The sequence below is a fragment of the Bacteriovorax sp. As-1 genome (genome assembly GCF_058446905.1).
On the sequence record NZ_CP184341.1, the window covers coordinates 2,094,954 to 2,114,255 of the forward strand.

The 19,302-nt window shown below is 40.7% G+C and carries 20 protein-coding genes; 15 read left to right on the top strand and 5 right to left on the bottom strand.

Annotated elements, in window-relative coordinates; genetic code table 11:
• Position 1 precedes the first annotated feature (1 nt).
• From ACN20O_RS10570 to ACN20O_RS10590, 5 genes are all read left to right on the top strand, one after another.
• Entirely contained in the window at positions 2 to 1,693 is a 1,692-nt protein-coding gene (locus ACN20O_RS10570; RefSeq protein WP_491633910.1) for a hypothetical protein, read from the top strand.
• A gap of 100 nt (positions 1,694 to 1,793) precedes the next feature.
• Positions 1,794 to 2,948: a methionine adenosyltransferase gene (gene metK, locus ACN20O_RS10575; protein ID WP_491633911.1), complete on the top strand. Its 1,155-nt coding sequence runs from the start codon at positions 1,794 to 1,796 to the stop codon at positions 2,946 to 2,948.
• A gap of 118 nt (positions 2,949 to 3,066) precedes the next feature.
• Positions 3,067 to 3,471, top strand: a complete 405-nt coding sequence (locus ACN20O_RS10580; protein ID WP_102242263.1) for a hypothetical protein — start codon at positions 3,067 to 3,069, stop codon at positions 3,469 to 3,471.
• 407 nt (positions 3,472 to 3,878) lie between these two features.
• The gene (locus ACN20O_RS10585) at positions 3,879 to 5,465 is read left to right on the top strand and encodes a sigma-54-dependent transcriptional regulator (RefSeq protein WP_491633912.1); all 1,587 of its coding nucleotides are present in this window, start codon (positions 3,879 to 3,881) and stop codon (positions 5,463 to 5,465) included.
• A gap of 81 nt (positions 5,466 to 5,546) precedes the next feature.
• Positions 5,547 to 5,975, top strand: coding sequence for a hypothetical protein (locus ACN20O_RS10590; RefSeq protein WP_491633913.1), 429 nt, complete (start codon positions 5,547 to 5,549; stop codon positions 5,973 to 5,975).
• A gap of 55 nt (positions 5,976 to 6,030) precedes the next feature.
• Here ACN20O_RS10590 and ACN20O_RS10595 read toward each other — a convergent pair whose 3' ends face one another.
• Positions 6,031 to 6,675, bottom strand: coding sequence for a c-type cytochrome (locus ACN20O_RS10595; RefSeq protein WP_491633914.1), 645 nt, complete (start codon positions 6,673 to 6,675; stop codon positions 6,031 to 6,033).
• Positions 6,676 to 6,954: 279 nt separating this feature from the next.
• On the opposite strand from ACN20O_RS10595, the gene ACN20O_RS10600 reads away from it, so the two are divergent.
• Both ACN20O_RS10600 and ACN20O_RS10605 read left to right on the top strand, forming a co-directional pair.
• Positions 6,955 to 7,182, top strand: coding sequence for a hypothetical protein (locus tag ACN20O_RS10600; RefSeq protein WP_491633915.1), 228 nt, complete (start codon positions 6,955 to 6,957; stop codon positions 7,180 to 7,182).
• On the top strand, positions 7,179 to 7,355 hold the full coding sequence (locus ACN20O_RS10605; protein ID WP_491633916.1) for a hypothetical protein: 177 nt from the start codon (positions 7,179 to 7,181) through the stop codon (positions 7,353 to 7,355). Before ACN20O_RS10600 ends, ACN20O_RS10605 begins: the two co-directional genes overlap by 4 nt.
• A gap of 58 nt (positions 7,356 to 7,413) precedes the next feature.
• Here ACN20O_RS10605 and ACN20O_RS10610 read toward each other — a convergent pair whose 3' ends face one another.
• Genes ACN20O_RS10610 through ACN20O_RS10625 form a run of 4 tightly spaced genes read right to left on the bottom strand, consistent with a single transcriptional unit; the run spans position 7,414 to position 10,246 of the window.
• Entirely contained in the window at positions 7,414 to 8,217 is an 804-nt protein-coding gene (locus ACN20O_RS10610; protein ID WP_491633917.1) for an MlaD family protein, read from the bottom strand.
• Between the two features lie 3 nt (positions 8,218 to 8,220).
• Positions 8,221 to 8,955, bottom strand: coding sequence for an ABC transporter ATP-binding protein (locus tag ACN20O_RS10615; RefSeq protein WP_491633918.1), 735 nt, complete (start codon positions 8,953 to 8,955; stop codon positions 8,221 to 8,223).
• Position 8,956: 1 nt separating this feature from the next.
• Positions 8,957 to 9,751, bottom strand: coding sequence for an MlaE family ABC transporter permease (locus tag ACN20O_RS10620; protein WP_491633919.1), 795 nt, complete (start codon positions 9,749 to 9,751; stop codon positions 8,957 to 8,959).
• The gene (locus ACN20O_RS10625; protein WP_491633920.1) at positions 9,752 to 10,246 is read right to left on the bottom strand and encodes a hypothetical protein; all 495 of its coding nucleotides are present in this window, start codon (positions 10,244 to 10,246) and stop codon (positions 9,752 to 9,754) included.
• 245 nt (positions 10,247 to 10,491) lie between these two features.
• Between ACN20O_RS10625 and ACN20O_RS10630 the strand changes: the two genes are divergently transcribed.
• The 8 genes from ACN20O_RS10630 (at position 10,492) to ACN20O_RS10665 (ending at position 19,297) form a co-directional block, all read left to right on the top strand.
• Positions 10,492 to 13,353, top strand: coding sequence for a tetratricopeptide repeat protein (locus tag ACN20O_RS10630; RefSeq protein ID WP_491633921.1), 2,862 nt, complete (start codon positions 10,492 to 10,494; stop codon positions 13,351 to 13,353).
• Positions 13,354 to 13,396: 43 nt separating this feature from the next.
• Positions 13,397 to 14,326 (top strand): sigma-54-dependent transcriptional regulator, encoded by a 930-nt coding sequence (locus ACN20O_RS10635; protein ID WP_491633922.1) that lies wholly within the window; start codon positions 13,397 to 13,399, stop codon positions 14,324 to 14,326.
• A gap of 22 nt (positions 14,327 to 14,348) precedes the next feature.
• Positions 14,349 to 14,756, top strand: coding sequence for a flagellar basal body rod protein FlgB (gene flgB / locus ACN20O_RS10640; protein ID WP_491633923.1), 408 nt, complete (start codon positions 14,349 to 14,351; stop codon positions 14,754 to 14,756).
• 13 nt (positions 14,757 to 14,769) lie between these two features.
• Positions 14,770 to 15,210, top strand: coding sequence for a flagellar basal body rod protein FlgC (gene flgC / locus ACN20O_RS10645; RefSeq protein WP_491633924.1), 441 nt, complete (start codon positions 14,770 to 14,772; stop codon positions 15,208 to 15,210).
• 32 nt (positions 15,211 to 15,242) lie between these two features.
• Entirely contained in the window at positions 15,243 to 15,608 is a 366-nt protein-coding gene (gene fliE, locus ACN20O_RS10650; protein ID WP_491633925.1) for a flagellar hook-basal body complex protein FliE, read from the top strand.
• Between the two features lie 95 nt (positions 15,609 to 15,703).
• Positions 15,704 to 17,392: a flagellar basal-body MS-ring/collar protein FliF gene (fliF, locus tag ACN20O_RS10655; RefSeq protein ID WP_491633926.1), complete on the top strand. Its 1,689-nt coding sequence runs from the start codon at positions 15,704 to 15,706 to the stop codon at positions 17,390 to 17,392.
• A gap of 24 nt (positions 17,393 to 17,416) precedes the next feature.
• Complete coding sequence (gene fliG, locus ACN20O_RS10660) at positions 17,417 to 18,457, top strand: flagellar motor switch protein FliG (RefSeq protein ID WP_243733581.1); 1,041 nt, start codon at positions 17,417 to 17,419, stop codon at positions 18,455 to 18,457.
• 36 nt (positions 18,458 to 18,493) lie between these two features.
• Complete coding sequence (locus ACN20O_RS10665; RefSeq protein ID WP_491633927.1) at positions 18,494 to 19,297, top strand: FliH/SctL family protein; 804 nt, start codon at positions 18,494 to 18,496, stop codon at positions 19,295 to 19,297.
• Positions 19,298 to 19,302 lie beyond the last annotated feature (5 nt).

Below are 19,302 nucleotides of genomic sequence, written 5' to 3' on the forward strand. Positions count from 1 at the left end.
AATGTATTTTTTTATTCACGTCATTTCGCTCTTGTTTGCGTCCCCTGATTTGTGGGCGAAGAGCAAACTCGACCAAGCGGTACTCGCAGAGTACTTAAAAGTACAAAAAGAGTACGCTGAAACGACTTGCAGTCTGGCGGCCGAGCAGACCTATAAAGAGCTGGATGTGAAGTACCGTGGAGATGGGAACTTCATCCCGATGGCCTTTGATCAAAAGGTCGATCAAAAAACCATCAAGGCCAATCTGCCTTTAATCAAAGAAAAAATCGCCTGGATTAAATCTCAATCAGAGTTGATTAAAAAGATTTCTTCTTTTGAAGAAGTTCAACAGATTTTAAAGCGTATTGAAAACGAAGTGTTGGTTTTACAGGAAGCTAAAAAAGATTTTTTCTTTGCTAAAACTAATGAGCAAAAAAAAGACATTGAAGAGCGTGCTCAAAAGCAGTTCACTCAAATGATGAAAGAAGTTGAGAACTTAAAAAATGCAGCACCATATCTGCAGAGTTTTAAATTTCCATTGGATCATCTGGGCCTGCGTGCTGAATACGAAAAATTTAAAGGGATGAATACGAAGGAAGCCAGAGCGAAGGCCAATTCGATTTATCTTTACCGCCGTATTGTTCAGGATGGGTCTTATGATGAAAACCTGACTCGCAATGATTCTGTGATTCGCGCAGGATTTGATACGCTTTATCTTTCACTCAATAAAGACAAAAACCGTACATTTTTAACTGATAATGAAAGAGCGGACTTTAAGTATGTTCTGACTAATTTTAAAATACTCTTGGATTTAGGCAAAGAAACGCTCATGTCTCGTTATGATGAATGGGCGTCAAGGACAGAGCGCAGTTTAACTTTTTATCAAGACCTGGCAGATGGAAAAAAAATTAAAACTGATGGTGCGGTAAGTGCTGCAGATGTGGCCACGGTTTTAGAAGACAGGGCACGCTCGTTATATAACTTAAAAGAATTCGTGCTGAAGAAAGAAGCCGAAGCTTATACCTACTGGTCAAAAAAATCAGAACTGTTTCAGTACCTTTATGCCATAGAGACAATCCTTTATGCTGAAGTTGGGCGCATTGATGCTCCAGATGCTCTGGAGAGAAGAGATGTGGCCCAGGTTGTGATCAATCGTTTTTCTCATCCTGTTTATAGTGAACTCACTGCAGCTGATTCGATTTTTGATTACCTTCCAAAAGAGTTGAAAACAAAAGACAACAAGTGGCTCAATGTTCTCTTTAAAGAAGGCGAGTTTTCGTTTACTTATTTTTACATTCCAGGAAACCTGCACATCTATTGCCCGGACATGACAAAAGTAGGGCAATTTTTAAGAAGGGAAAACGTGCGTATTGCTCTTGAGTTGTTAAATAACCCTCGCAAAAACTTTCCGGCCCTTCGTTATTTTTCGCGAATGAGTATGTATGGCCGTATTGAAATGGACACTCTATGGGACGGTTATAAGCCTCTGGGAGAAGTGCCTGGTAAACTTACCCGCAATACTAAAAAGCTCGCGGAACTCTTCAAGCAGGACCGCTATAAATTCCTTTATGACTTCACTGTGACCGATAAGAAAAAGACTTATTTGGTGGTGGAAATCCAGGGAAGGCCGTATGTGGTCGACTTTAGTAATCCTAAACAGGTTTATTACTACCGTAACCCCAATCAATTTCGTTATTTTGCGCCCGTAAAATAGTTGCTCATCGCCAAAAGCGGGTGTATATTCCCACGAAATACACTAGAGTATTATTTATTTAGGTAGAATTTATTTACCTGTAATTTGCGGAGAAACGTTTATGTTAAAAGATTACATCTTTACATCTGAGTCTGTTACTGAAGGTCACCCGGATAAAATCGCTGACCAAATCTCTGATGCGGTATTGGATGCAATGCTAGCTCAGGATCCAAAATCACGTGTTGCGTGTGAAACACTAATCACTACTGGTCTAGTTGTTCTAGCAGGTGAAGTGACAACAAACGCTAACGTTGATTTCCAAAAAATCGTAAGAAGTACTGTGGCGAACATCGGATACGATGATTCAAGAAAAGGGTTCGACGCTCATACTTGTGGTGTGACTGTTGCTCTTGGAAAGCAGTCTCAAGATATCGCTCAAGGTGTTAACGAAAACGAAGGGACGTACCTTGAACAAGGTGCTGGGGACCAAGGTCTAATGTTTGGTTACGCAGTTAACGAAACAGCTAGCTTCATGCCACTTACAATCGATCTATCTCACAACTTAGCTCGTAGACTTTCTGAAGTTAGAAAGAATGGAACTCTTCCACTTCTTCGCGCTGACGGTAAGACTCAAGTTTCTGCTCAGTACGTGAATGGAAAAGTAGCTCGTCTAGATGCTATCGTTGTTTCTACTCAGCACGCTGAAGAAATGACTTTAAAGCAAATCGAAGAAGGTATTAGAGCTGAAGTAATCAACAAAGTTGTTCCAGCTAACCTAATCGATAACAACACTAAAATCTTCATCAACCCAACTGGCCGTTTCGTAATTGGTGGACCAATGGGAGACTGTGGTCTTACAGGAAGAAAAATCATCGTAGATACTTACGGTGGACACGGAGCTCACGGTGGTGGAGCTTTCTCTGGTAAAGATCCTTCAAAAGTAGACCGTTCAGCTGCATACGCTGCTCGCCACGTAGCGAAGCACATCGTTGCTGCTGGTCTTGCTGAGAGAGCTCTAGTACAAGTTGCATACGCAATTGGTGTTGCTAAGCCAGTTTCTTTCCTAGTTGATACATTCGGAACAGAAAAAGTTGATATGACTAAGCTAAACGCTGTTATCAACGAAATGTTTGATATGAGACCAAAGGCTATCATCCAAAGACTAGATCTTCTAAGACCGATCTACTCTCAGACAGCTGCTTACGGTCACTTTGGCCGCGATCTATTCCCATGGGAAAAACTAGACCGTCTAGAAGAATTAAAATCACACTTCTAATTTCTGATAAAAGGCCCTCGAAAGAGGGCTTTTTTTTTATCTAAATTATTGAATAAACTTTAGAGGGGCAACGCTTCCCCCCTTGCTCCTTAAACAATCCAATGGCAACATTTTAGAGATGAATAAATTCTTATTATTCACATTCATACTTTCTTTTTCGGCCCACGCAGAGAATTCGCGCTCTCCAGCTGTGCTTGATGGCTCATGTAACCTGGACATTCCGACGACCTATAAAGTTGTGATTAACGGCAAAGAAGTTGTTAAGGAAAAGGATGCAATGGAAGTTCAAAAAGAGCAGTGTAAAGAAGTGAAGAAGTGCATGAACTCCGCTGAAGAAGAGGAAATGGAAGAGTTAAAAAGTCTGGAAGCGGTTGCGTGTAGTAATACTCTTTCGGCCGTCACAACAAAAACTCCAGGTCCAGTGGTTGATAAAAACTTCGATGGAAAGAGAAAGGCTAAGCCAAACACTGAGCTGGAAAACACTCGCCCAGAAGCGCCTAAGACTGAGACAGTAACCAGATGAGGCAGCTTCTTTGAATATCTTCGACATCGTTCTTTTTACTTGTAAATATATTCCATTTTGGGCCGTGCCTTGCGGACTCATCAGCTTACACTTTGCTTATACATTTTGGTTGAAGGACTACCGAGACATTGCCTACTTTTGGGTAGGAATAACCTTATTTTGTCTTACAGCTATCGCGGTTTATTTTGCGATGGGTGGACCAGATGGAATAACAAAGAATTTAACTCAAGCTTTTAGCTAGTTAGCCTATCTTATCAAATCAGTCGGAAATTGTTGCCCTGTTTAAATTCGGATGTTGAGAAATTGACACTGACTCCATTTCATTGCTAGCATTTTTCTACGAGGTCAAATGGATTGACCTTTTTGGTAAAGCTTTAATTTCATAATTTCTTTCAAGGACGCGAAGAGTGAATGATTTTCAATTTCTCCATACTTCTTACGAACAAGATCCCACGAGGGATCAAAAGGGGTCTGGACTGACAAATCAAATGAAGCTCCCGGATATTTATCTGGTCGAAGATGATCGCGTTTTAGGAACGACGATTAAGAAATACCTGGAAAGAAAACTCAATCTCAATGTTCACTTTTTCCTTACTCCCACTGAATGCCTTTTAGAACTCGATAAAAAAATCAAAGCAGAAACTGTTGTTAATCAAAGGCCATTTTGCCTGATCACCGACATTAGCTTCGAAGCTGGTGGCTCGGATGGACTTCTTCTTATCGATCTTTTAAAAGAGCGTGGACACCACTTTGTTTCAATCGTTATGACGGGCTTTGCTTCAATTGAAACGGCCATCAATGCGACTAAAAAAGGGGTCTTCCACTATTTAACAAAACCTTTCGAGCTGGATGTCTTAAGCGATCTGGTGACGAAGGCCTTCACTAAAAAATTAAACGTTCCCGCTTCTGCTTTTGCAGCCGCTGAAACGATGGCCCAGAAGTCGGTTGTCACGCAGTCGACTCAAGCGCCTCACTTGTTCCAATCAAAGTTTAAGATCGAAGCTCCAGGCCCGGACGATATTTTCTGTGGCATGGTTGGGCGCTCTAAGCAGATGAAGCAGGTTTTTGAACGCATTAAAAAAGTAGCAGCGAGTGATTCGACTGTTTTTATCTCTGGGCCATCGGGAACAGGGAAAGAATTAGTGGCGAATGCTCTTCATAATCTTTCTCCAAGAAAAGCGCACAACATGGTTTCAGTAAACTGTGGTGCCATTCCTTCGGAGCTTTTAGAAAGTGAATTGTTTGGACATGAAAAGGGAGCCTTTACTGGTGCGATCTCTTCTCGCAAGGGACGTTTTGAAATGGCCCACAGAGGAACGATCTTCCTGGATGAAATCGGGGATATGCCGCTTCTTCTTCAGGTAAAACTTCTTCGCGTGCTTCAAAACAGAGTGATCGAGAGAGTTGGGTCAACTGAAACAACTGAAATCGATGTTCGTATCATCACTGCGACTCACAGAAATCTTGAAGACTCTGTCTCTGAAGGAAATTTCAGAGAAGATTTATACTACCGATTAAATGTTATCCCGATTAAGATCCCGGCACTATGTGAGCGTCGCGAAGATATCCCGCTAATGATTTCGTACTTCCTGTCGAAATTCGTAAGTGCGGATGGAAGAAACAATATTGAGTTTGATGATGAAACACTAGAGCTTCTTATCGGGTACGACTGGCCAGGAAACGTTCGTGAACTGGAAAACCTCATTGAAAGATTAGTCATTTTAAAAGGTGGAAACCAGATTAAGGTTTCAGACCTTCCAGCAAAATTCTTAAAGACGTCTCCACAAAACGTCGAAGCCTATAAAAATATTATTTCTTTACCAGACGAGGGAGTTGACCTTAAGCAGCTTCTTTCAGACATCGAGGACTCGCTCATTAACCAGGCCCTTGAAGTAACTGGTGGAAATAAAAATCAAGCTTCTAAACTTCTTTCAATGAACCGCACGACGTTAATTGAAAAGATGAAAAAGAAAGGGTTTCTTCAACTCAATTAGTTAATGAAATCTTAACGATTTCTTCACACTCATCCTCATTATTTTAAGTTATAAGTCCTCCAACAAAAAATTGGAGGATTTATGAAACTAATCGCTTTTTTATTAGCTATGCCAGCTCTTGCATTCGGAACAACTTGTTACAAGGCAGAAACTGCTACTCCATACAAAGTGCCAAGCGTACTTTGTCTTGAATCAATCGTAGATGGAACAACTTACAATCAACTAGATGTTGTAAGCCTAGATGGAAGCTTTCCAGCTGCTCTAAAAATCACGGAAACTAGCCGTCACAACGAAGACAGACTTAACTTTAAGGCAGAAGCTGTTCTTGTTGATATTTGGGAGTCAGGATGTGGAGACGGGATCTCTGCAAAGCTTAACGTTAAAGGACAACTTGCCTACGGTGAAATCAGTGCAGAATCTTTAGCTGTATCTGTAGACACTGAAGTGACAAACGATACATGTCACTCACACCCATGGCCAGAAACAATCAATTACAAACTAGTAAAATAGTTAAACAAAAAAAGGCCGCTTATAGCGGCCTTTTTTATTTCGTCAGAGTTTTTTATTAAAGAGAAGCTTTCCAGGCCTTAAGTTCTTCAACCAACTTAGCAGAAACTCTTTCGCCTTTTCCAATCGGTGGCATCGGGCGGTTCATTTCTTCGAAAGCATCAGTCATGCGATAGAGGATTTTATCGTAGTTTTCAACGATAACTTCTTTCGAAGTTAAATCCATTCGGCGTTTGTTGTTTGGGTTGTGACATTTTGTACAGCTTGCTTCAAAAACCGTCTTTTGGATGTTTAGGTAAGCCTGATCTGCCTTCCATGCTTTAAGCTGTTTAATGACCTCTGGAGACACGCGGTTTCCTCTAGGTGGCATATAATCTATGCCAAGATCGAAAGCATCAGTCATGCGGTAAATGATGTCGTCGTAATTTTCCAAGATCAATTCCTTCTTTGTTAAATCGAGACGGCCTTTTTTGACGGCGTTTTCAGGGTTGTGGCATCTCGTACAACTCAAATCAAAAAGGTTCTTTTTGATGTCGAGGTACACGAGATCTTTTTCAACTTCAGTCTCTGGTTTATCTGTATCAGTTTCGATTGGATTGATGATGGCCTTGCCTGATGAAAACGCGAGAGGTCCTTTATCAGGATCGATAAAATTACATCCGGCCAGGGCCAGTAAAAGAGTTCCCATCATTACGTTTTTCATATGGGCCAGGTGTACCCTTAAGAAGATTTCTTCTCAAGAGAGTTGAAGAATTTACAGGTGATTTTTGATGTTTATCTTTTAGGCATATGACTAATGACACGGCATCAGACACACTTGGGATAGAGAACTATCTACTGGATATGTTTAGGATGGAAGCTTGATCGTTTCTTTGCAATAGCTTAGGTCATATGAAAACACTACTGTTAGTATTCTTGCTGCTATTTATGAACTCGCAGGTCTTTGGGGAAGAGGAAAACAGGCTTAACCCCTTTGAGTCTGATGGCTGCTCGATGGTTCCAGACATGGAGATGGGGTTATGGATGGGAGAAGTCTCGTCCTTTTTCTCCACTGTCGAAAAAAGACCTAAAGAAGATCAATGAGTATAAAGATCTGCTTAAGCTGCCAGTATACGTTCGTTCTCAGGAGTTAGTTGAGGCAATCGTTGATGCTTGTACCACGAGAAATACGTGTAAGGATGACATGAGAAAACGTATTGAAAACATATGACGATTAAAACACCAGTCAAAGAATTTAAAATGCATAGAATTGAAGGTGGTGAGGACTGCTACCAGATTTTCTCACCTGAATGTAAAGCAGGCTACATGGTGGTGGATTTTCATCCGCACCCGTTTGCGCCTGACCTTTGTGTATTTAGCGATTACTATTACTACCAGGTCTAGCGCATTAAGAGTTTCTTAGTGTATGGCGATTGCCAGAACTTCCTGAAAAACAAATAGATTATTTATTGTCTTCTTTTTTAATAGATTCTCTGATGAAGAATTTAAGAACCTTGTTTCTATTGGCCCCACCGACCAGCGATCTTAGGTCTTCATGCAGGCCTTGATCGTAGATAAGCGCGTGGAGAGTTCCTGGCCCTTCTTCAATTCTTTTAGTCATGCGGCCGATAGATTCGCTTGAAGCTTTTAGATTTGCCAGTGATTGACCAAGGTTTTTGTCGTTTAAGCTCATCATGACTTTATTGCTATTAGCAGTCAGGTTTTCAATGTTGCTTAGAATTTTATCTAGTCTTCTGTCTTCAATGCTTGAAACTAATTTATCAAACTTCGTCAGGATGCTTCCTGCTGCCACCACCAGGTCTTCGCTTTTAGTGATGATGTGATCAATTTGAGAAGCTTCATTCGTCGCTAGAACGTCTCCGTCTTTAATTCCTGGAGCCGAGTCTGTACCACCTGAGATCTCAAGGAATTTATCTCCTAAAACCCCTTGGGTTTTAAAAGTCATTGTTGAGTCTTGTTTGATCCATGTGCTGTATTTTTCAGTTACACCAACTGTGATAACCAGAGTGTCCAGGTCTTTAAAGTCGATCGACTTTACACTTCCAACTTTAATTCCTCTTAGTTGAACAGCTGCTCCTTCCTTTAAATTTTGAGCACTCTTAACTTCAGTGCTGATATAAACTTTACTGGAGAAAAGCGGGTTCTCTTTATTGAGCATAAAGACTGTCACCATCACAACCACCAAGAGGACCGAGATGAAAATACCAGAGATAAGATAATTTTTTCTATCAGATGGCTTAAACATAATCTATTCCTTATGCACGTGAAACTTCATAACAACAGGGTCATTAGAAGCTTGAAATTTTTCAGGGGTATCATTAAAGATAATTTTCCCTTGGTAGAGAACGACAATGCGGTCGCAAAGGCTCAATGCTGAAGGGATGTCGTGAGTAACAAAAATAGAGGCCAGGCCTTTTTCTTTCAGACGTTGCATAAGAGAGACAACGTTCAAGGTGTTGGCCGGGTCAAGACCCGCAGTCGGTTCATCATAAAGAACGACTTCTGGATTTAAAATCATGGCACGGGCCATTCCCACGCGCTTTTGCATTCCTCCGGACAAATCAGAAGGCATGATTTCTTCTTTTCCCGGGAGGTCGATGAGTTTTAGCATCTGAGCTACTTTATCTTTGATTTGCGTGTAACTAAAACGAGTGTGTTCAAATAAAGGGTAGGCGATGTTTTCAAATACGTTGATTGAATCAAAGAGGGCCCCGCTCTGGAAAGAGTAGGAGATTTTGATTCTATATGGAGTCAGGTCATCTTCATCCAGGTGATCAAAACGTTCGTTGTGAAAGAGGATTTGACCTTTATCAATGCGCTCAAGACCAATGATCGAGCGAAGAAGAACAGACTTACCTGTTCCAGAACCACCTAAAAGACCAAGGCTCTCTCCTTTTTTAAGAGTGAGATTGATTCCACGGTGAACAGCGTTTTCTCCAAAGCTTTTATGAATATCTTTTAGCTCTAATATTACGTCGCTCATTTTATCCCCAGATAACCAGGAAGATTTTACTGATAAAGAAGTCTGTGATCAAAATTAAAATAGAAGCAGTCACTACAACCCACGTGGTTGAGACTCCAACTCCTTTCGTTCCGTCTTTGGTGTGTAGGCCTTTGTAGCAGGCAAAGATAGTGATGATTCCGGCGAAGATCGCAGACTTCACAATCCCTGACATATAGTCGTAAAACTTTACGGTTGAAAAAACTTTGAAAAAGTAAAAGCCAGGAATGATGTCGAATTCAGACATACAAACGATCATTCCGCCGAAAATACCGACAGCAAATGAAAGGGCCGATAATAAAGGAAGTGAAATAACCAGTGCCCAAAAGCGAGGGACAACCAGGACTCTGACTGGGGATGTTCCCAGTGCTCTAATGGCGTCTACTTGTTGAGTTACGTTCATCGCTCCAATTTCCGCAGCGATCCCTGAACCGACCCTTCCGGCAACCAGTAGGGAAGTAAAGAGTGGGGCCATCTCGCGGGCAAGAGATAAAGATACAACGGCCGGAACATAAAGAGTCCCACCAAATTTTGTTAAACCATAACCAAAGTTCAGGGTCATAACCAGACCCATGGTTAATCCGATAACTACGGTAATAGAAGTAGAGCCAAAGCCCAGTTGGTTGATCTGCTCCATTAGTCTTGAAACATAAAACTTTCCGCTAAAAGTGCATTTTATCGTCTGGTAGAGAAGATCAAAGATTTCGCCCATGAAAATAAAAAACTCGCGGGCCTTTTTGATTCTTCGGTCAATTGTATTTTGGATCAATGCTTTCATTTAGTTTAATTTTAATAGTTCAATGAATTTATTAAAGTCAGGTGTGTCTATATCCAGGTTCTTTTGGCCTGTAGAGATAAGAGCGAAATCATAAATGCAGTTATTCTTCTGAGTTGTTAAAATGCGGAAGTATCTCTCAACTCCATCAACTGCACCTTTTGCAATAACAAGAGAAGCATCTCTTCCTTGATGAGAAACGATGCTCTTTTCTGAGATCTCAACGTTGCTGATGCCACTTAGGATAGAGTTCGTAAGAGTTGGCAGATTGCTTTGATCGTATTTTCTACAAGCGCTATTAAAAATAAAGAAGCTGTTTGTTTTTGTATTACTTAGAGCAAGATCTGAGCCTTGGTTGTCGACTTCCTTCCACGGAGCTTTGATTGTTTTACTTAAACTGTTTTCTACTGTCGTACTTTTTGTATAAGCACCGTTGTCGGTTTCACTCGATGAACAAGCGACTATAAAAAGGAGAGATATAAGGAATAGGTTTTTCATAAAACAGTTTAAAATGCTCGGTTACTACCAAATTTATTACCTTTATTAGAAGATTGTTCTAAATGATTGTAAATAGATTATTTCTTTCATCTGTCAATGAATTGACCCGGCATTTTATGCCTGCGAGAAAAATTTTCCTTTTAAAAAATCCAAAAAAGGGTAAGATTAACAAGAAGTCACTTCAGGATGAAGAGGACAAATACAGCCTTAAACTTTAGGACAATTTGATGCGAACAGGATGTTTCGTGAAAATGTGCCCACAGAAAAAAATCTTCAAATTTTTGACGATTGCTTTTATCTTTGCCGTTGTTCTGGCAAATAATGCCTTTTCACAAGCTCTTTTAGACCAAGAAAAAGCGACAACGTACCTTCGTTGGAACCTTTTTACCGGGCGCGACCAACTCCAATTCTCAAAAGTCGGAAATAAAGTTGTTATTAAGACTCTTAATGTTGAACTATTTAACAATTTAAAGAACGAACTATCAGACGTAAGACTTGATCCTCAGTATTTAAACGGAATTCAATTTAAAGATAACGCTAACGGGGCAAATGCTCTTAATGCGATGGCCGTGGAAATCGAATTAAAGGATGCAAATGTTGAAATGTTCAGCTTCTACCGTGAAAGAGACAAAAAATATGTTGTCGATTTCTGGACTGACAGCTCAGATGCAGTAACGTTAGGAAAAGCTGCAGTTTTAAAACCGGAAGAAACAAAGACGGCTGAGGTCGCGACTAAAGCTCCGGCGTCGATTCCAACACCTAAAATTGAGATTGCACCGAAAGTAACTGAGCCAAAAATCGTGGCGGCAAAGTCAAAAGTAACAACTGCAATCGCAAAAGAGCAGCCAATGCCAAAAGCAGACGTTGCACTGGAAAAGAAAGTTGAAGCAGACAAAGTTCTTTCAAGTTTCGTAGTTGATCCTTCTAGAATCAGCAAAAAATCAGCGGCAGAGCTGGATGCTGAAGAAGAGGCTTCAAAAAAACCATATAGAGACTTCAGATATGGAGCGACTTTTGTTTGGGATTACGATCCTATCGCACCAGCTTACAAACAATTAGTGAATTTAAAGACGAAGATCCCTGAGATCTTCTATCCAATTGCTAACCGTAACTTTAAAAAAGACGATAAAGAAGCCCATCTTCAATTAACAATCAATCTATACCGCAAGAAAAAATGGGGATTGATGTACAAGTCTATGAAGCTTTTCACTGAGAAATACGGTGCAACGGCTGAGTGGGAGCTTCTTGAGTTCATTAAGGCAAACGCGATCTTAAGAGAAAACGTTGATGTACCAAATCCAGAGCTTTTCAAAAACGCTCTTACTATGCTGACAAACCTTTCTGAAAAATCAGATAACTACGAACTAAAAAAGGCGATCTACAAATACCTTTTAAGTTACTACATCGAAAAGAACGAATCTCTTAAGATTCTTCAGATCGCAAAAACATACTATGCGGGAACAAGAGATAACTTCGATTTCGAAGAATCAATTATTCCAGCAGAAGCAATGCTAAACTCTCTAGCTAAACTTGGTCAGATCGATAGAATCAGAGAGCTTTCTCAAGAAAAGACGATGAAGAAGATCCTACCGGCCCAACTTCTTCTAGCTTACCAATCTTATGCTTACCTAAGAGGTGGAGATTTAAATGCATTGATTTCATTCTATGAAACAAACAAAGTGGCACTGGCCAAGCCAATTGATCCAGTTATTATGTACAACACTGCTGAAGCTTACTTCAGAGTTGGTCGCTTCCAGGAAGCCATGAACTTATACACAGAGTTCACAAAAAATTATTCATATGAATATGTTGCTTCAAATGCCTACCTGAGAATGGCCCTTTGTTCAGACTTAATGGACAAAAACTACAATGAAACTCTGGACCTGTACAAAAGAGCTATCGATACTTCAGTTGATGGACAAGTTAGCTACGAAGCCCGCGTTCGTTATGTAGCTTTTAGAAGCGTGAGAAAGAGAGATCTTGATGACCGCGATAAAGAAATTAGAATTTTCTTAGAGCAGGATAAGAATGCAACGAGCCCTGATAAGAATTTAACAAAGCTTCTTCAACAGGTTCGCCTAAGAACTCTTATCGTTGATGGAAAATACAAAGAAGCTCTAGCTTATCTGAGCCTGATCCCGACAATTGGTATGGCGAAAATCGATGCCCGCATTTTTGACGGTGATGGAGCGGAGATTGTTTACGGGATCATTTCTGATTTCTACCAGAAAGCGGAATACTCGCAGGCAATCAAGGCATGGCAGACATACAAAGATAAATACATCGATAAAGTGGCAATGGATCCATACATGAACTTCGTGGTGGGAAGCTCTTATGTAAAGCTTGGCCTTTATAAAGGGTTTGACGATGTTTATGCCGCTTTTGAGAAGCTTAAAGACACTCCTAACAGAACTTTCCCTATTTGGGTTGCTCGCAACCAGGAACTTAAGGCAAGTGATTTATTAAGCGAATTAGTGATTGTTAAAGACATTAAACTAAAAAACTGGGATCTGGTTCAAAAGAACATTGCTGCTTTTGAGAAGAAACTCCCAGCGTATAACAAGACAAATTACTACAAAGGTCTGGTTTCTTTTAACCAAAAGGACTATGCAGGAGCTGTGACTCACCTGGAGAACTTCTTCTCTAAACAAGATCAGAGAATCATTTACGACCCGTCGGATGTAGCAGATATGATCCGGGCCTATACTGACTCCATCTATGAATTAGGGCAGACTGATAAATTCTTGAAAGTTAGTGAGGCAATCTTAAATGACACCACTTCTTTCGGCACGGATAATGCTTATATTCAAAATGTCCGGGAAAGAATTGCCTACCTCGGTATCGAAATAACCGCCGGAAAAGGGACACTAAACAACTATATGCTATTTGAAAAAAAGATTAACGATTTCAAAAAAGCTTACTCAAAGTCGATTTACACAGGACGAGTGAACTATCTTTTGGGGCAAGCAATGGTGGCTAACCAGAAAGTGAAAGAAGGAAGAGAGATCTTTACTTCACTGGTTAACGATAAAAACACCTCAGATTATTTGAAAGAGTTAGCTAAGAGTGAACTAGGGTTACTAAATCTTAAAGAAAGAACTTTATAACTAGCTTCAGGATGGAAGCGAGATTCGTATGACAGGAGGTCAGATGGAAGCGATTAGGGTAGAACTTTTTGGAACAGATGCAAGAGTAGAAAGAGCTGTTCAGCAGGCAAGAAACTTATCTGTTAGCAAAGCTGCCGTATTAATTGTTGGCGAAAATGGTGTTGGTAAAAGAACTCTGGGTCGCTACATCCATGAAAATTCAGGAAGATCAGCTCAAGCTTTCGAGCTTGTAGACTGCTCACTTCCAGCACAAGAAGTTGAAAACCGCATTCTTGGGCACAGAGATAATGCTACTGGAAGATTCAATAAAGGGATCCTTGAAGCGGCCAACAGAGGAACTGTTGTTTTCGCTAATATCGACTGCCTTGATGAAGAATTCCAAAAAAGACTTCACAAAATTATCAATGAACTTGAAGACTATGATATTGATGTTCGTTTAATCGCTACAACGACAAAGAACCTTTCTAAGCTTGTTGGAGCTGGAAGATTCTACCGTGGTCTATACACGATCTTCTCAAACAATGCTGTAACAATCCCGGCACTTCGTGAAAGACAAGAAGACCTTGAGCGTCTTGCTCGTCACTTTATGAACGAAATGGCCGAAAATCAAACAGTAGAAATCGATTCAGTTGCTATGGATAGAATCAATTCTCACTACTGGGCAAACAACATTCATGAGCTAAAACAAGTTATCTCTAGCTCAATCTCAAACAACTCATCTCTACTTGATGAAAGCGCATACGAAGTTTCTGATAAAAAATCAGTTAACTTCATGAACGAAGACGACTCTGACGGTGTAAGACTAATGTCGCTTAAAGACGCTGAAAAGCTTCTTATCAAAAAAGCGCTTATCCATACTTCAGAAAACAGAACTCAAGCTGCTAAGATCCTTGGTGTATCAATCAGAACTCTTAGAAACAAGATTAACGAGTACAGAACTGAAGGTTCTTCGTACTTTGTTAACCTACGCTAATTAGAGAAAAGGAGAAGGGACGATGGAGATTAGTGATAAAACAATGCAGGCCCTGCAAGCTTCGCTGAAATTCAGACAGCTTCGTCAGGAGTTACACGCATCTAATATCGCTAACGCTGAAACTCCAGGATACAAAGCAAAGAAACTTGATTTCGAAGAAGCTTTGGCCCGTGCTCTTGATACAGATGAACAATTACAAATGAGAACTACCGACTCTAAACATTTCAATGTTGGAGGCGGTGGTTTTAACAATTTACAACCAGAGATTTACGAAGACTCAAATGGAATCGTAGATCCAACTGGGAACACTGTTGACCGCGACCAGGAAATGGCCGAAATGGCAGAGAACAAAGTTATGTATGATGCCACAGTTCAGCTGATTAACAAAAAACTTGGCCTATTAAAATATGCCATTGGTTCTGGGCAGTAGTTTAGGGGGATGAATGGATTTATTAACTAGTTTAAAAATTAGCTCATCAGGATTGGCTGCCAATAAAAAAAGAATGGGAGCAATCACTTCGAACATTGCCAACGCTCAAACAACAAGAACTGCTGAAGGTGGACCTTACCAGCCAAAAGAAGTTGTTTTTGGATCAGAGCCGGCAAGAGAGAATTTTGCTGAGATTTTAGAAGGCGAGCTGGAAGAAAAAGCGCAGGCCGTTCATGCAACGGAAATCGCTAACAGCAAAAAAGCGCCAATTATGAAGTATGAACCAAACCACCCGGACGCAAACGCTGAAGGGTATGTGGCCTACCCAAACATCAACACGATGGAAGAAATGGCCAATATGATTGAAGCTTCTAGAGCATATGAAGCGAACATCAACGCTATGAACACTGCAAAGAGTATGGCGTTAAAAGACCTTGAAATCGGAAGAAACTAATTTTTTAAAATATTGAGTATTAGGAGACATGTATGTCGATTGAAAACGTAGGAAACATGAACAAGATGCTGTCAAAATACAGCACTCAGGATTGGACGAAAAGTGCGTCGATTGATCAGGCGAGCCTTCCGAACTTCAATGAATTAACGGCCGGGCAAGCTCAAGGCGCAGCAGCTCCTCAAAGCTTTTCTGAAATCATGGCCTCTTCACTTGCTGAAGTAAACAACATGCAGGTAGAAGCTAACAAGGCGATTCAGAAACTAGCTTCAGGACAAACTAAAAATATCAGCGAGACAATGCTGGCGGTAGAAAACGCGGAAATCGCTTTCAAGACAATGAACCAGGTTCGTATGAAAGTAATTGAAGCTTATAAAGAGATTATGAGAATGCAAATGTGATTTTAAATCACGGCTTCTTTGGTTACTCGGTTACAGGTTACTAGGACGATATAAGATTTCATAGGATGTGAAATTGGATTATCAGGAGGATTCCCTTGCAAGATATTTTGGAAAAGATTGTTAGAAACTTCAAAGAATTTTTTAGTGGATTAGATGCCACTAAAAAACTTGGTTTCATCATTGTTGCCTGTATGATTGCAGCTGCGATGGTGGGGATTGTTGTTTGGGCCTCTAAGACAAGATATGACACTCTTTACACTGATCTAAACAAAGAAGATGCAAGAAAGATAGCAATCATTCTTGAAGAGAAGAAAATCCCATACCAAACATCAGATGACGGTAAAACAATTTCGATCCCAGAGGATCTGGTTGGAGTATGGCGTCTGGAAATCGCGAAGCTTGGAACAAGCTTCTCTGGAACTGTAGGGTATGAAGTTTTTGATAAACAATCATTCGGAACAACAAGTTTCGTTCAGAAAGTTAATAAGCAAAGAGCTCTTGAAGGGGAGCTTGTTAAGTCAATCATGTACATCCAGGGTGTAAAGCGCGCACGCGTTCACATTTCAATCCCTGAGTCTTCTCCATTTGTAGCTGAAAAGAAAGCTCCTTCAGCTTCAGTTGTTCTTGAACTTAATAACGGTGTTTCATTAACTCCGGCAGAAATTAAAGGGATCGCATCTCTAGTAGCTTCATCTGTAGAAGAGATGAGATCTGAAAACGTAGTTATCTTAGATGACCGCGGTAAGAAACTTTCTGAAAACATCGGTGACCCGATGACGGCCACAACGGCAAATAGACTTGCTCTTGAAGCTCAACTAAACCAAAAATACGAAAGACAAATCGAAGACATCCTAAGCAAGGTTGTTGGAGACGGAAAAGTTGTAGCAAAAGTAACAGTTGACCTGGACTTTACAGAAGCAGTTTCAACAGAGACGTCCTACGATAACGAAAACGCAGCAGTTGTTTCTGAAGTAAAGAACTCTCAGAACCTAGCAGGATCACGCCCATCACCTCAAGGTGTAGTAGGAGCTCGCTCGAATCTTCCAGGTGAAGAACCACAAGCGGGTGTAGCAGAAACAAAGAACAACGTAACAAAAGAACTTACGACGAGAAACTTCAATGTTCCAACAAAAGTCACTCAGTCTAAGAAGCCAGCAGCAAACGTAAAAGCAATCTCTGCTGCGGTTATGATCGACGGTAAGAGAGTTCCAGTATTGGATGAAAACGGAGCAGCTCAACTTGATAAGCAGGGGAACCCTGTTATGAAGTATGAAAAGTGGTCTGCAGCTGATCTTGAGAACTTCCAGCAAATCGTTGCCAGCACACTTGGGACAAGTGACAAGCGCGGTGACAAGCTGATCATCAAGAATATGGAATTTGCTAGAGAAGACATGACGGTAGCTGATGCAATCTTAAAAGAGCAAGCGAACCGTGAACTTATCAGAAACATCGTAAAGTACCTGGCGGTAGGGTTAACAATCTCGTTATTCTTCTTCCTGGTAGTTCGTCCTTTCATCCAATGGGTTACGGACAACACGATCGAAACAGTGGAAGATTTCTTACCTCGTACACTTGAAGAACTTGAAAAAGTACAGGCCAACCAACGCCTACCAGGTCTTGAGGACGCTCTTCCGCAGATTGAAGAAAAACTGAACCCTGAGAAGATTGAAGGGAACATGCTTCGTGAAAAAATCATTGCTCTGGTTGAAAACAACCCAGGTAAAGCAGCTCAGATTATCCACGAGATGATTCACTCTTCTGAATCAGATAAACAAATTGCGTAATTAATCCTTATTGAGGAATAAACGATGGCAGCACTTAACGACAACCAATTAGATCCCGACACAGAGTATGGCCTTTTAAATGGCCAGGACAGAGCGGGACTTCTTTTGAGCTCACTGGGAATGAACATTACCCAGCTTATCTTTCAAAATATGAAAGATAACGATGTTAAGAGAATGATTAACGCTATGTCGAACGTTAAGCGTGCTCCAATTTGGATGGTAAAGAGAGTTCTTGAAGATTTTTACAAGCAACTAAACGAAGAGAACGATCTTCTATTCGCGGAAAACCGCGGTCGCGATTTCATCATCAACACTCTTGGTGAAGATAGAGCGAAGCAACTTCTTGGTCAGATCGTAGAAGTTGGACAATCAAATACACTTGAATCTCTTGAACTGGTAGATACAAGAACACTTTCAAACTTCCTAATCAACGAGCACCCGCAGACAATCGCGCTTATCGTTGCTCACCTTGCACCAGAAAGAAAAGTAGACGTTCTAAGACGCCTACCAGAAGGTCTGCAAGCTGAAGTTGTTCTTCGTGTGGCTAATCTTGACTACGTTTCTCCTGAGCTTATCTCTCAGCTTGACGACGTACTTAAAACTGAACTTTCGACTCTGGGTTCTATCGACACTAACCAGCTTGGTGGTGTTGAACCGATCGCTGATATGCTTAACCTTATGGATAAAAACACTGAGAAGAACATCATGTCTCGTGTTGAAGAAAAAGATCCAGAGCTTGCAGAAGAAATCAGAAAACTTATGTTTACTTTCGAAGATCTACTTTACGTGGACGACAAAGGTATCCAGAACCTTCTTCGCGAAGTGGACAACGGAAAGCTTGTTATTGCAATGAAGACGGCACCAGACGAAATCAAGCAAAAGCTTTTCAAGAACATGTCAAACCGTGCGGCTACGCTGCTTAGGGAAGACCTTGAGGCCCTTGGACCTACTAAACTTTCAGACGTTGAAAAAGCTCAAGCTGAAATGGTTGCTAAAGTTAAAGAACTTGAGGGACAAGGTAAAGCCTTTATCGCTCGCGGTTCAGACGGCGACTCTCTGGTATAGTTTTTGGTTTAATAGTTTAAATAAGGAATTTATAAAATGGTTAAAGCGACCGGCGAAATTACAGAATATAAGTTTCAGAATTTCACAGAAGTGGAAGAAGGGAATGAGTCTGTTAAATTATTCGAGTTCAAGCCACTGCTTACTGCGGCTCAGACCATTGAGAAAAGTGAGTTCCAAAGAGTTATTAAAACTGAAAGAGAGTTTGCAAAGAACTCTCAGTTTAAAGTTAACCCTATCGTTGAACAGTTCCGCGGTCTAAAAGACCAGGAAGACCGTGAATATGAACACCGTGTAGAAGAAGAAGTTAAAAGAAGAGTTGCTGAAATCCAGGACGAAGCTTTTAAGGCCGGATTTGATGAAGGTGTAAACCAAGGGCGCGAAGAGATCTTTGACCAGATGAGAAGCGCTGTTGATGAAAAGCTTGAAGATTTCTCACAAATGGTAACAGCTGTTTTAAAGACTCAGGAAGAAATTCTATTTAACCAAAAAACAGAAATGTATCAGTTACTGAGAAACCTTTCAAAGTGGATCGTCCTAAGAGAGCTTCGGGACGATGGAAAATACATCGAAAGACTGCTAGAAAGACTGCTTTTAGAAATGCAAGCAAGACATAATCTTTTAATCCAGGTGAATGCAGATGATTTTGCTTCAATGCCGGATGTCCTGAATCATGTTCAAGGTCGTTTAGGAGAAATGAAGAACGTGAGAGTGGAGATCGATTCATCGGTTACGACAAGAGGAATTGTAGTAGAGTCAGAAAACGGAATTATCAACGCGACAATGGAAGAGCAATTCAAGTCACTTGATAAACTGTTTGAAGACGTACTGGCAAAAGTCTAAAGGGG